This window comes from Pseudoduganella namucuonensis (assembly GCF_900116645.1).
Lineage (GTDB): Bacteria > Pseudomonadota > Gammaproteobacteria > Burkholderiales > Burkholderiaceae_D > Rugamonas > Rugamonas namucuonensis.
The window spans coordinates 65,273-79,325 of sequence record NZ_FPBO01000028.1 but is presented as its reverse complement, the minus strand read 5'-3'; the positions used below and the strand labels follow the sequence as shown (position 1 = coordinate 79,325).

Below are 14,053 nucleotides of genomic sequence, written 5' to 3'. Positions count from 1 at the left end.
TATGCCTATTCCATCATGGCTCGGCTCGGTGGCCGCTGCCTGCGGTTGAACTTCAGTTCGGACACCGGGATGTTCATTTCCAGCTCGTCTTCCGGCACCGCCACCGGCAACGCGGACAGCGTGGGCACCAGCACCTCGGCGTCGAGCACCTCGTCGCGGTCCGATTCAACCAGCATCAACTTCTCCACCGGCGCTGGCAATGCTCCACGGCAACGACGCGTCTCGGCCACATGGGCGTCGTGCAGCAGGAACTGGTTGGCGATGGCGAACCAGGCCTCGCCGCCGATGGCGCTGCGGGCCACGGCGAACAATTCCTTCTCCTCCTTGTCCAGCCGGCGCAGCATCGCCTCGCAGAAGCTGTCGATCACGCGGCCGACCTCCTCGCTGCAGGAATCGTTGCGGGTCTGCGCGGTGGCGACCTGGTCCTGCAGCGCGCGGATCACGGCCAGCGCCGCGTCGTTCAGGCGGCCCAGCTCGTCCAGCAACTGGTCCGCCTGCTGCGTGGCCTGGCGGATGGCGGGGATCAGGTACATCTCGATCTTGCGCCAGTGGCAAGCCTGGTACAGGCGGTTCAGGGATTCGCAGGCGAATTCCAGTTGCGACAGCGTCAACCCGTGCTGGCGTACCAGAGTGGACTGCACATATTTTTGAAAGGTCAATAAGCTGACACGGATGTTTGCTTGCTCTACCGATAGAGCAACCAGAGTATATGTGGCCGTTAACATTCTTACTCCAAGCTAAGATCACGGGTTGCGACGAGGCGGAAGTAAAAGTGTAAATAAACGCGACAGTAACCACCTTGACTTAGAACAAACGTCTTAGTGTTGGTGTTGCAGGGTGATAATCAGATCGGCCAATCCCGGCTCCGGCGAAGCACTGACCGTACCGCCGAAGCGCCGGACCAGCTGCTGGACACCGCCATTCTCAGACAAGGCTGTTCCGACCATTTCCGCAGTGCCTCGGCCGCGGAAATAATCGATTAGCTTGTCAAACAGAATAGCGCCTAGGCCCTTCCCCTTCAAGTCCGACCTGACCAAAATGGCAAATTCGGCACGCCGGTTGTCCGGATCTGCAACAGCCCTCACTACCCCTAGTGTTTCAGGACGACCCGTACCACTAACGCGGGTGGCGATGAAGGCCATCGCGCGGTCGTAGTCGATTTGCGTGAGCCGCGCGAGTTGCGCCGGCTGCAATTCGCGCATGGCGGAAAAGAAGCGCAGGCGCACGTCGTCCGGATGCAGTTGCGCGAAGAACTCCACGTGTTGCGGCGCGTCCTCCGGCTTGATGGGGCGCAACAGCAGCGGCGCGCCCTGCCACTCGACCTCCTGCTCCAGTTCCTGCGGATAGGGGCGGATGGCCTGCGCGTGGCTGGCGCGCGGCGGCCCCAGGACGATGCGGGCGTCCAGCGCCAGCAGGCCGTGCGCGTCGGCCAGCAGCGGGTCGAGCGACAGCGCCTCCAGTTCCGCGATGTCGGCCACCAGGTCGGACACCTGGATCAGCGCGTGGCACACGGCCTGGATGTCGGCCGCCGGGCGATGCCGGTGGCCGCCCAGCACGCGCGCGACGCGGGTGCGCTCGACCAGTTCCGCCGCCAGCACCATGTTCAGCGGCGGCAGGCCGACCGCGTGGTCGTCCGCCAGCTTCCCCGCCAGCCCGCCCTGGCCGAAGCGGATCACGGGACCGAACATGGGATCGTTGCGCACCTCGATCACCAGTTCGTGGGCCTGGGCACGCGCCAGGCGGGCGGCGGCGGCCTCGCCCTCCCCGGCCACGGGGATGCCGTAGGCCGCCAGCACAGCGCGCGCGTCCCCGCCCTCCAGCCGCGCGCGGCCCGCGGCCAGGGCCTGGTCCACCATGGCCCGCACGGCCGCCCGTTCCGGCTTGCCGGTGGCGGGCGACTGGCCCGGCACCTGCATCAGTTGCTCCTGGTTGCGGCGGTATTGCACCATCTGCATGAAGCCGCGCACCGCCTGTTCGGGCGTGTCGTAGGTGGGCAGGCCGGCGTCCGCGAAGACCCGGCGCGCGTCCGCCACGGCCGCCCCGCCCAGCCAGCAGGACAGCACGTTCTTGCCGGAGGCGCTGGCCAGCGGCGCCAGGGTTTCCGCGATGCCGGTGGTGTCGACGCCGCTGGCGGGGGCGTGCAGCAGCAGCACCGCGTCCACTTCGGCGTCGGCCAGCAGCGCCTCGAGCGCGGCCGCGTGGGTGGCGGCGGAGGCGCCGCCGCCGAGGTCCAGGGCGAAGGCGGGCGCGGGCCGCGGCGGCGCGTCCTGGACAGCGGGTGGCGGGTGTGAACGCCACGCGGCGGGCAGCAGGCCCTCCGCGAGGCGCATCGCTTCGCCGAGGGCCTCGCTCAGCGCGTGGCCCAAGGTATCGCCGGGCGGCCCGCCCTCGGCGCCAACGTCGGCGGCCGCGGCGGCGTCCGGACCGCCAATCCGGGCGCCCGCCTGCGCGGAAGCGGCGTTCGCGCCGCCGCCATCGGGACGCGGGCCCAGGCCAAGCTTGAGCAGCGTCTCCGCGCCGAAGCGCGCCAGCTTCCCGTCGGCGGCGTCCAGCGCGTCGGTGGCGATGCGGCCCAGCGCGCCGCCGTTGCCCATGATGGCCAGCCGCTCGCCGCCGGTGGGCCGCAGCCGCGCCAGCGTTTCGGCCGCGTCGAACAGGTCCTCGGTGGCGTGCACGCGCAGCATGCCTGCGCGGCGGAACGCGGCGTCGTACACCTCGTCGCTGGCGTCGCGCCCGGCCTTCAGCACGATCACCGGCTTGGCGCGCGCGGCCAGCCGCCCCGCCGTCATGAATTTGCGCGCGCACACCGCGCTCTCCATATAGAGGAGGATGGCGCGCGTGTCCTCGTCGTCGGCCAGGAAGTCCAGCAGGTCGCCCAGGTCGATGTCGCCCCGCTCGCCCAGCGACACGCATTTGGAATAGCCCACGCCATGCAGGCGCGCCCAATCCAGCGACGCCGTCATCAGCGCGTCCGACTGCGACACGAAGGCGATGCGCCCGGCCTTGGCGCCGCCCTGGGCCACGCTGGCGTTCAAGCCGTTGGCGGGCGACAGCAGCCCGACGCCGCCCGGGCCCAGTATGCGCAGCAGGTGCGGCCTGGCCGCGTCCAGCATGGCCTGGTGCGCGCTCCCGCCGCCGCCAACCCGCGTGGCCGCCAGCCCGGGCGTCAGCACCACCGCCGCGCGCGTGCCGCGTTCGCCCAGCGCCGCGACCAGGTCCGGCACGGTGGCGGGCGGCGTGCAGATCACCGCCAGGTCCGGCGGGGCCGGCAGAGCCGCCACGTCCGGATAGCAGCGCACGCCCAGCAGTTCCTCGTATTTGGGATTGACCGGCCACAGGGCGCCCGCGTAGCCGCCCCCGGCCATGTTGTTCAGCACGATGGTGCCGATGCGCCCCGCCGCTTGGGACGCCCCGATCACCGCCACCGAGCCGGGGTCGAACAGCTTGCCGAAGTTCCTGATGCTCATCGCGAGTCCTTTCGGCGCGCCGGGGCGCGCAGCCACGCTACCAGCGTGAAGTATGGTCTTCGGTCACGCCCACCAGCCGCGTGACCACGCGTTTCGGATCGTCCACGCTGGCGCGCACCCAGCCGGTGAAGGTGCCGATCGGCTGCAGGTAGCGGCTGGCGGCGACCACCAGGTTCTTGTCCTGGCGGCGCGCGCCCTCGGGCGTGAAGAACAGCTCCAGCAGGTCGTCCTCGGTGAAGATATGCCAGTCCGACAACGGTTCCGACTGGTCGTAAAGGAAATGCGCGGGACCCAGCGCGTGCAGCCGCCCGTCCAGCCACAGCGCGTTCTCGTGGCCGCCGAAGTAGCCCGCCTGGAGGTTGAAGCCCAGTTCCAGATTATGCGCCGAGGCCCAGCGCCAGGCCGTGTTGCGCGCCAGCAGGCCGTTCGAATAGTCGAAACTGGCCACGCCGCCCGCCAGGTCGTACTCGCCGCGCCACAACCGCACCTCGCCGCTCAGCGGCATGCCGGAGGACTTTTGCGTGGCGTGCACCGAGCCGCCCTTCACCGGGCCGGCCGCCAGCAGCAGCGGCGAGGCGCCCGGGCCGAATTCGGCGTCTATCCGCAGGTAGGGGCAGTCCAGCTCCAGCCGGTGGCGGCCCTCGCCCACGCCTTCTATCGCGATGCGCGTTCCCTTGGCCTTGAAGGTGCTGCGCCCGTCCGCGCTGTCTGCCAGGCTGGCCGAGACGCCGGGCAGGCCGTCCTGCGAAAAGTTGGCCAGCATGTCGCCGTCGTCGCGGTCGAAGGCGTAGGCGAAGCAGGTGCTGGTCCAGCCCAGGTCCACGATGGCGACCGCGCAGAACACCTGCTCGGTCGCCAGCGCCACGTAGTGCCAGCGCTTGTGGTGAAAACGCCGCCACAGCGCGCCGCGCGCGTGCGGGCCGGCCAGCGCGCGCCAGTCGAAGCCCGCGGCCTGGCCGGCGTAGCGGCCGAACAGCGGCTGGCCGTCGGCGCCGATGACGCTGCGGGGAGCTGCCGGCAGCGTCATCGCGCGGCCCCGGCCCGTCGCGCCGGCGGCGTCGCCGGCGCGGATGCCAGCCCGGCCCCCGGCTCGGCTTCCGGCCCCGCCGCGGCCTCCGGTTCCCGGGCCGATTCCAGCGCGGCCAACAACGCGGCGCCGAAGGCGGCCGGTTCGGTCGGGCCCACCGTCACTCGCGGGCAGCCGTGCCAGTCGGCGCAGCGTTGCAGCGCGGCCGCCACGTCGCGCACGAAACGGTCGCTCACGCGCGCGCCCGGCTCCAGCGCCAGCGATTTCAGCTCGAACACCCGCTCGCGCCGGTGCGCCTTGGCGTCCACCCGCCCCACCAGCGCGCCGCGGCGCAGGATGGGCAGCGTGAAGTAGCCGTAGCGGCGCTTTTCGGCCGGCGTGTAGCATTCCAGCCGGTAGTCGAAATCAAACAGTTCCAGCGCCCGGCGGCGGTCCCACACCACCGGGTCGAACGGCGACAGGATGGTGGTGACGGTCGGCGCCAGGCCGTCGCCGGCCGCCGCCGCGGCCAGATCGGCCAGGTCGGGGTGGATGTACACCGGCTCGTCCCAGCCGCGCACCCGGGCGCGCAGCAACGCGCCCTCGGCCACCAGGGTTTCCGGGTCCAGGCGCGGCGGCCTGGTGCGGAAGTAGTCGGCGATCCAGGACGCCTTGGCCAGGCCCAGCGACTTCACGGTCTTGAGCACCAGCGCGCGGCGGGTGTCCTCCATCGGCGGCATGCGGCTGTCGTCCCAGCCGGGCAGCACGCGCTCGGCCAGGTCGTACACGCGCTGGAAGTTGTGGCGGCGCGCGATCATCAGCGCGCCGGAGGTGAACAGCACCTCCAGCGAGCGCTTCTCCGGCTTCCACTCCCACCAGCCGCCGCCCTTGCCGTCGGTGCGCTCGAAATCCGACGAGCGGGCCGGCCCCTGGTCGCGGATATGCGCCAGCACCGCGTCCACCTCCGCGCGGCGCTCGGACATCCAGGTCTCGGAATACTTCCAGCCCAGGGAGCCGGGGTCTATCATGCGGTGGCGGTAGTGGCCGTAATCCTCGATCGGCACGAAGCAGGCCTCGTGCGCCCAGTACTCGAACAGCGCGCCCTCGGCCAGCAGTTGCTCCAGCCATGGCCGCGGGTAGTCGCCAAGGCGGCTCCACAGCACCAGATAGGGACTGCGCGCCACCACGTGGATGGTGTCGATCTGCAGCACGCCCATCCGGCGTATGGTGTCCAGCACATCGGCTTTGCGCGCCTTCGCGCGGCGCGGCTGCAGCAGCCCCTGCGCCGCCAGGTGCAGCGCCCGCGCCGCCGGCAGACTGAGTATCGGTTCGCTCAAGGGCTACGCCCCTTTCATGGTAAGACCCAGCCCGCTATTCTAAAGAAGAAAACCCCGCGCGTTGCCCCCGCCGTTTACCCGCTGTTTACTATTTACCACTGCGATGCGCCGGCGTCGTTCGCCCCATTTTGTCGCGGCGCCGTAAAAAAGCGCAAAAAAAACGCCGCGCGGCCGCTCCGGGGCCGACAATTGCGTCAGAATACTAGCGACCGGAGACTGCGTTGACATAGCCTAAGGGGCAACGTGATTAGAACAGATAACCCAGTCCAGCAACTGCTGCGCAGACTTTACCGCGTGATCCTGCTGCCCGTGTTCGCGGTGGTGCTGCTGGTGTCCATGTGGGCGGCCGTGGTGTTCCAGGTCAACCAGGAATACGCCAGTTCCCGCCACGAAGCCGTGTTGCACAGCCAGGCGCTGGCGCGCACGCTGGCCGACCACACCGGCCACCTGCTGCGCCAGTCCGACCACGCCACCCAGCTGTTCAAATTGAAATACGAGGAAACCGGCGGCGCCCTGCGCCTGCCCGAATTCACGCGCCGGAACGGCCTGCTCGACTCGCTGATGCCGTCCAAGCTGGAACTGCCCATCGCGCTGTACGGCGCGGACGGGAAGCTGGTCGACAGCCAGTACGCCCAGTTCCTGCCGGACGTGGCGGACCAGCCCTTCTTCAAGACCATCTCCCTGTCGCACGAGGACACGGCGCTGGCCGCCAACCCCATGGTGGAGCCATCCACGAAAAAATGGCAGATCCAGATCTCGCGCCGCCTGAACAACCGCGACGGCGACTTCGCCGGCGTCATCATGCTGATGATAGACCCGGCCTATTTCGTCGAGGACTACGACCGCCTGCACGTCGAGGACCAGGGTCTGGTCATGCTGGTCAGCATGGACACCGGCCTGGCCATCGCGCGGGTGGACGAGAAGCTCTACATCAGCGACGCCATCGATTTCACCACCACCATCGACGCCGCCGGCGCCGGCGACGAGCTGGTGATGCGGCGGCCGCTGGACAACGTCGCGCGCATCTACAGCTACCGCGACATGCCGCGCTACCAGCTCACCGCCGTGGTCGGCAACACGGTGAGGCACGCGATGGCCAAGTTCGAGCGCCAGCGCGGCATGTACTTCACCGTGGCCGGCGCCGCGTCGCTGCTGGTGTTCGGCTTCGCGCTGCTGCTGATGCGCCAGAGCCAGCGCCTGAGCAACAGCATGGAGGCCGCCACCGCGGCGCAGCAGAAGCTGCGCGCCGCCGCCGACGCCAGCCTGGACGCGGTGTTCCTGCTGAAGGCCTGCCGCGGCCAGGACGGCGACGTGACCGACTTCATACTGATCGACGTGAACGAGCGCGGCGCGCGCATGCTGGAACACCCGCGCGACTCGCTGCCCGGCCAGCGCATCGGCGAACTGGTGCCGAACTGGCGCCGCGAGGGCTTCATCGAGAAATACGCGCAGGTGCTGGCCACCGGCCAGCCGCTGGAGGAGGAGTTCGAAACCCGCAACCTGCCCGGCGAGCCGCGCTGGCTGCGGCACCAGATCGTGGCCATCGACGACGGCGTGGCCGTCACCACGCGCAACATCACCTCGCGCAAGCGCGACGAACTGGCCCTGCGCAAGCAGCAGGCGGAATTGGCCGCCATGAACGACGCCTCGCCGCTGGGCCTGATACGGGCCGACGCCAACGGCCACTGCACCTACGTCAACCGCACCTTCGAGAAGATCACCGGCCTCACGCGCGCGCAGGCGCTGGGCGACAAATGGATGGCGGCGGTGCATCCCAACGACCGAGTCGTCCTCACGGCCGCGCTAAGCCACCTGCGCGACACGCGCAAGCCCTTCCAGGACACGATGCGCTGCGTGCATCCGGACGGCGAGGTGGTGTGGACCTCGATGAAGGTGGCGCCCATCATCATCGACGAGCGGATCGAGGGTTTCGTCGGCACCCTGGACGACATCACGCTGATGCGCAAATCGGTGATGGCGCTGCGCGAAAGCGAGGCGCGCCTGCGCACCATCGCCGACACGCTGCCGGCCATGATCGCCTATGTCGACTACGAGGAGGTCTACCGCTTCAACAACATCGCCTACGAGCGCGAATTCAGCCAGTCCGGCATGGACGTGATGGGCAAGACCGTGCGCGAGACCGTCGGCGAGGCCCGCTACGCCTTCCTGCAGCCCTACGTGCGGCGGGTGCTGGCCGGCGAAACCCTGAGTTTCGAGGAGGACGACGACAGCGGCGGCGTGGCGCGCAGCTTCGAGGTCAACTACATCCCGCAGTACGACGAGGAGGGCTACAGCGTGATCGGCTTCCACGTGATGCGCCAGGACGTCACGGCCAGGAAGCGCGAGAAGCAGCGGCTGCTGAAACTGTCCCAGGTGGATGCGCTCACGGGCCTGGTCAACCGCGCCGGCTTCCTGCAAAAGCTCAGCGAGAGCATGGCCTACTGCCGCGACAACGACAGCATCATGGCGGTCATGTACATGGACATCGACCGCTTCAAGCCCGTCAACGACACCTACGGCCACAGCGTGGGCGACGAGCTGCTGAAGGCCTTCTCGGCGCGGCTGACGCACACCATGCGGGCCAGCGACACCATCGCGCGGCTGGGCGGGGACGAGTTCACCATCATCATGGAGCGCATCGGCCGCCGCGAGGACGCCGACGCCCTGGCCGGCAAGATCGTGCAGGTGATGCAGGCGCCGTTCGAGCTGGAACGGGCCACCGTCTCGGTCTCGACCAGCATCGGGCTGACCTACTACCGCGGCGAGGGGATGACGCCCGCCGAGCTGCTGAACCGGGCCGACGTGCTGCTGTACCAGGCCAAGCAGGCCGGCCGCGACACCTTCCGCGCCGGGCCGCCCATCCCCGCCCCGCAGGCTGCCTCGGACGCCGCTTAGCGGAATACAAGTACGCGCGCGGGATAGCGCAACTCGCGCGGCGCCAACTTAGGCTATATTGAGCGCTTTTCCGCGTTCCCAGGCAATCCATGCGTCTGCTGCACACCTCGGACTGGCATCTGGGCCAGTCGCTCCACAATTTCGACCGCACCTACGAACACCAATGCTTCCTGGACTGGCTGCTGGACACCATCGTCCAGGAGCGGGCCGACGCGCTGCTGATCTCCGGCGACGTGTTCGACAACGCCAATCCCTCGTCCGCCTCGCAACGGCAGCTGTACCGCTTCCTGCAACAGGCCAGGCGGCGCGCGCCGCGGCTGGACCTGGTGCTCATCGCCGGCAACCACGACTCGCCGGGCCGGCTGGACGCCCCGGGACCGCTGCTGGAAGCGCACGGCACGCGGGTGGTGGGCAACGTGCCGCGCCACGCGGACGGCGCGATCGACGTGGAACAGCTGGTGCTGCCGCTGACCGGCGCGAGCGGCGAGGTGGAGGCCTGGTGCATCGCGATCCCCTTCCTGCGCCCGGGCGACGTGCCGCGCATCGTCCGCGCCGAGGGCGAGGAGGCCGAGGCGGGGCCCGATCCCTACCTGGCCGGCATCGCCCTGCTCTACCAGCAGGCGCTGGAGATCGCCCGGGACAAGCGCCAGCCCGGCCAGGCCATCGTCGCCATGGGCCACTGCCACATGGTGGACGGCCAGATGTCCAACGACTCCGAACGCCGCATCGTCATCGGCGGCACCGAGATGCTGCCCGCCGGGATCTTCGGCGACGACATCGCCTACGCCGCGCTGGGCCACCTGCACCTGGCGCAAACGGTGGGCAAGCAGCAGCGCATCCGCTATTGCGGCAGCCCGATCCCGCTGTCGTTCGCGGAGGCCGGCTACAGCCACCAGGTGCTGCGCATCGACCTCGCCGAAGGCAGGGCCGGCGACATCGCGCCGCTGCACGTGCCGCGCGCGGTGGAGATGCTGCGCCTACCCGCCAGGCCCGCGCCTCTGGAGATGGTGCTGGAGGAGCTGGCGGCCCTGGCGCCGCCCGAGACACCGCCGGACGCGCGTCCCTTCGTCGAGGTGCGCGTGCTGCTGGACGCGCCGCAGCCCGGCATGCGCGCGAAAATCGAAGCCGCGCTGGAAGGCAAGGCCGTGCGCCTGGCGAAGATAGAGACCTCCAGCGCCGCGCGCGTCCCGTCGCTGGACGAGGCGGCCCTGACGCTGGACCAGCTCGACAAGCTCCAGCCGGACGACATCTTCAAGCGCCTGTACCAGCAGCGCTTCGGCGCCGAGGCGCCATCCGAACAACTGAGCGCCTTCGCGGAGCTGATGCTCCCCGGCGCGCCATGACAGCAGACAGCACAGAAGCATGCGTATCCTGAGAATCGGCGGTAAAAACCTGGCCTCGCTGGCCGGCGAATTCAGTGTGGACTTCGAACGGGAGCCGTTGGCCTCCACCGGCCTGTTCGCCATCAGCGGCCCCACCGGCGCCGGCAAGAGCACCCTGCTGGACGCGCTATGCCTGGCCCTGTACGACGCCACCCCGCGCCTGTTGAAAGCCATGGGCCGCAGCCTGCTGCCGGACGTGGGCGCCGACACCGTGTCCACGCAGGACACGCGCAACCTGCTGCGGCGCGGCGCCGCCGACGGCTACGCCGAAGTGGACTTCGTCGGCAGCGACAACCTGCGCTACCGCGCGCGCTGGGCCGTGCGCCGTTCGCGCAACAAGGCCGAGGGCGCGCTGCAGCCGACAACGATGGGCTTGCAAAAGCTGCCGGAACTGCTGCCGATAGGCGGCACCAAGACCGAGACCAAGGTGGAGATCGAGAAGCGCATCGGCCTCTCCTTCGACCAGTTCACGCGCGCCGTGCTGCTGGCGCAGAACGAGTTCGCCACCTTCCTGAAGGCCGACGACAACGAGCGTGGCGAGCTGCTGGAAACGCTGACCGGCAGCGCCGTCTACAGCGAGATCTCGATGCGCGCCTTCGAGCGCGCCAAGCTGGAACAGGCCGCGCTGCAAAAGCTGACTTCGCGCCTGGCGGACCAGAAGCCGCTCAGCGGCGACGAACGCGCCGCGCTGGAGGCGCGCGCCAGGGAGGCCGACGCCGCCGTCGCCGCGCTGGACACGCACAAGGCCGTGCTGGAGGGGGAACTGCGCTGGCACCAGCAGGCCGCCAAGCTGGAACAGGACGAACAACAGGCCGCGCAGGCGCTGCTGCAATGCGAGGCGGACGTGCGGGCCGCCGCGCCGCGCCGGGCCGCGCTGGAGCGGCTGGACACGGTGCAGGCCGCGCGCCCTTTGGCGGACGACGCCACCCGCATCGAGAACGAGATCGCCGGCGCGCAAGCCGCGCAGGCGGCGGCGACGCTGGCCGCCGAACAGGCCCAGGCCGCGCGTGAGGCCGCGACCGCGGCGCAGCAGCAGGCGCAGGCCGCGCTGGCCGACACCGAGGCCGCGCAACGCGCCGCCGCGCCGCGATTGGACCAGGCCAAGGCGCTGGACGCGCGCATCGAAGCCATGCTGCCAGCGCACCGGCAGGCCGCCGCCGCGCTGGAGGCGGCGAACCAGATCGACACGCGGGCCAGGGCCGCGCTGCAAGCCAAGGCCAACGAGCGGCGCCTACTCGCCAACGCGCAGGAGCACGGCGCCGCGTGGCTGGCGCGCCATCAACAGTGGCAGCCACTGGCGGAGTCCTGGCAGAAGTGGGACGTGCTGTTCGTGCAGGCCGGCCAGGCCGCCGCGCAGGCGGAGCGGCACGCGGACGCGCTGGCCATCGTGCAGAGGAACGGCGCCCGCCACCGCGAAGAGGAGGGCCGCGCGAGCGCCGGCCTGAAAGGCGCGGCGGAGAAACTGCAAGCACTGGAGGCCCAGCGCCAGCAAGCCATCCAGGCGCTGGCCGGGTTCGACGCCGACGCGCTGCGCCGGCGCCGCCAGTCGCTGGAGGAACGGCGCGACCTGCTGGCCGGCGGCGAAAAGATCTGGACCGAGCTGGAAGCGCGGCACGAGCGCAAGCTGCAGCACGACAGCCAGGCGGCCCAGCACCGCGCGGCGCGCGAGGCGGCGGATGTGGCGCTGGCCGGCGCGCAGCGGGAATACGCCGTCATCATGGCGGCCTTCGGGCAAGCTGAGCGCTCGCTCAAGCTGGCCGAGGCGGCGTGCGCCGAAAGCGTGGAAAACCTGCGCGCCACGCTGGAGGACGACACGCCCTGCCCCGTCTGCGGCGCGCACGAGCATCCCTACCGCCACGACGACGGCGCGCTGGCGGCGATGCTGGCCGGCCTGCAGGGCGAGGTCCTGCGCTGCCGGGAGCAATTGCAGAGGAACGTGGAACTGCAGGCCGCGCAACGCACACTGGCGCAGACCAGCGTGGAGCGGCTGGCGCAGATCGCAGCCGAACAGCACGCGCTGGAGGAAGCGCTGGCGCGCGTGGCCTCCGCATGGGCCGCGCACCCGCTGGCGGAGGAAGCCAGGGCCGCGGCGCCGGACGCCCTGGACGGCCGCCAGCATGACCGGCTCGATGGCCATGCGCCCGCCGCCGACGCTTCCCCATCCCCCGCCGCTATCGCAGCCTCCGCGGGAAGCTCCGCCGCGGCGTTGGGCGTCTCCGCAGCCATCCGGCAGGCGCCTGCGCTCGATGATGAACGTCTGGTCGGCGCGCGTGCCGGCTGGTTCGGCGCGGAACTGGCGGCCGCGCGCAACGGCCTGCGGCAGGTGGACGAACAGGAGCAGGCGCTGCGCCGCGCCGGCGCCGCGCGCGACCAGGCGCAGCAGGCGTGCGACCTGGCCGCCGCCGATCACACGCGACAGCAAGCCGCGGCGGCGGCCGCGCAAGCGGCGTTGGCGCAAGCCGTGGCCGACTACCGCGCGCTGGACGAGAAGCGCATCGAGGTCGCGCTGCAACTGGGGACCCTGCTGGATGAACTGGACGCGGCATTCAGCAGCGTCGAACTGCCCAACGAAGGCTGGAAGGACGAATGGAAGTCGGCCCCGGCGCGCTTCCACGACGCCCGCCGCGCCGAGGCGAAGCAGTGGCAGACCCAGCGCACCCAGCAGGACGAGCGCGCCCACGCGCTGGTCACGCTGGAAGCCGAATGGAGCGCGCTGACCGAGGCCCAGGCCCGCAGCGGCCAGGACGCGGCGGCGGCCCAAGCCGGCTTCGACGCCGCCAACGCCGGCCTGCAGGCGATGCAGGAGCAGCGCATGGCACTGTGGGGCGGCAAGGAGGTGCGCGACGTGGAGGCGCAACTGCAGGCGGCCATCGACGCCGCCCGCGCGCGCGTGGCCGCGCAGCAAACGGCGTGGCAAGAGGCCGCGCAACGGCGCGCGCGCGCCGAGGAGGCGGCCGCGCAGGCCGCCGCCCGCATCGCCGCGCTGAAAGGCGCCGCCGAAGCCGCCGCCGCGCGTCTCCTGGCCTGGCTGGACGCGTACAACCGCGGCGTGGGGGCCGAGGAGCCCGCCGCCGACCTGTTCGCCGCCGGCGAAGCGGAGCCGGACCCGGACCGGTTGACGCTGGAGCTGCTGCTCGCCCTGCTGTCCCACCCCGCCGACGCGATGCGCGCCGAACGCGAGGCGCTGCGTGCGCTGGAGCACGCGGTGGCCATGGCCGCCACCGTGCTGCGCGAGCGCCAGTCGCAGCGCGCGCAGCACCAACAGTCCGCTCCCGAACACGGCACGCATACGGCGGACACACTGGCGCTGGCGCTGGAAACGCTGGCGGCCGAGCGCAAGCTGGCCGACGGCGTCGCCGCCGCGCATCGCGTCGCCATCGCGCAGGACGAGGACAAGCGCCAGCGCGCGCACGCCATGCTGGCGGAGATCGAGCGGCAAGAGGCCATCGAGCAGCGCTGGGCGCGCATGAACGACCTGATCGGATCGGCCGACGGCAAGAAGTTCCGCAACTACGCCCAGCAGTTCACGCTGGACGTGCTGCTGGGCTACGCCAACGCCCACCTCAGCCACCTGGCGCGGCGCTACCAGCTCGAGCGCATCGCCAACGCGGCCAATCCCTCGCTCGGCCTGCTGGTGCGCGACCAGGACATGGGTGGCGAAACACGCTCCGTGCACTCGCTGTCCGGCGGCGAATCCTTCCTGGTGTCGCTGGCGCTGGCGCTGGGACTGGCCTCGCTGTCGTCCAACCGCGTGCGGGTGGAATCGCTGTTCATCGACGAGGGCTTCGGCAGCCTGGACGCCGAGACGCTGCGCGTGGCGATGGACGCGCTGGACGGCTTGCAGGCCATGGGCCGCAAGGTGGGCGTCATTTCCCACGTCCAGGAAATGACGGAACGGATATCCACGCGCATCCTCGTGCAGCCCTCGGCGGGCGGCAAGAGCGTGGTGTCCGTGCAATCCTGACG

Annotated in this window: 7 protein-coding genes; 3 read left to right on the top strand and 4 right to left on the bottom strand. The window is 70.5% G+C overall.

Annotation, left to right across the window (positions count from 1 at the left end; genetic code table 11):
• Window positions 1-5: 5 nt before the first annotated feature.
• The 4 genes from BM436_RS24925 to BM436_RS24910 all read right to left on the bottom strand — a co-directional run bounded on the left by BM436_RS24925 (window position 6) and on the right by BM436_RS24910 (window position 5,810).
• Complete coding sequence (locus BM436_RS24925) at window positions 6-641, bottom strand: hemerythrin domain-containing protein (RefSeq protein ID WP_177307492.1); 636 nt, start codon at window positions 639-641, stop codon at window positions 6-8.
• 177 nt (window positions 642-818) lie between these two features.
• Window positions 819-3,467 (bottom strand): bifunctional acetate--CoA ligase family protein/GNAT family N-acetyltransferase, encoded by a 2,649-nt coding sequence (locus BM436_RS24920; RefSeq protein ID WP_093558233.1) that lies wholly within the window; start codon window positions 3,465-3,467, stop codon window positions 819-821.
• 37 nt (window positions 3,468-3,504) lie between these two features.
• Window positions 3,505-4,494 (bottom strand): DUF2804 domain-containing protein, encoded by a 990-nt coding sequence (locus BM436_RS24915; RefSeq protein ID WP_093558232.1) that lies wholly within the window; start codon window positions 4,492-4,494, stop codon window positions 3,505-3,507.
• Window positions 4,491-5,810, bottom strand: a complete 1,320-nt coding sequence (locus BM436_RS24910; RefSeq protein ID WP_093558231.1) for a winged helix-turn-helix domain-containing protein — start codon at window positions 5,808-5,810, stop codon at window positions 4,491-4,493. Before BM436_RS24910 ends, BM436_RS24915 begins: the two co-directional genes overlap by 4 nt.
• A gap of 243 nt (window positions 5,811-6,053) precedes the next feature.
• Between BM436_RS24910 and BM436_RS24905 the strand changes: the two genes are divergently transcribed.
• The 3 genes from BM436_RS24905 to BM436_RS24895 all read left to right on the top strand — a co-directional run bounded on the left by BM436_RS24905 (window position 6,054) and on the right by BM436_RS24895 (window position 14,051).
• On the top strand, window positions 6,054-8,705 hold the full coding sequence (locus BM436_RS24905) for a sensor domain-containing diguanylate cyclase (protein WP_229490683.1): 2,652 nt from the start codon (window positions 6,054-6,056) through the stop codon (window positions 8,703-8,705).
• A gap of 89 nt (window positions 8,706-8,794) precedes the next feature.
• Window positions 8,795-10,048 carry an exonuclease SbcCD subunit D C-terminal domain-containing protein gene (locus tag BM436_RS24900; RefSeq protein WP_093558230.1) on the top strand — a complete coding sequence of 418 codons (1,254 nt, stop codon included), beginning with the start codon at window positions 8,795-8,797 and terminating at the stop codon, window positions 10,046-10,048.
• Between the two features lie 19 nt (window positions 10,049-10,067).
• Window positions 10,068-14,051, top strand: a complete 3,984-nt coding sequence (locus tag BM436_RS24895) for an AAA family ATPase (protein WP_093558229.1) — start codon at window positions 10,068-10,070, stop codon at window positions 14,049-14,051.
• Window positions 14,052-14,053: the final 2 nt, after the last annotated feature.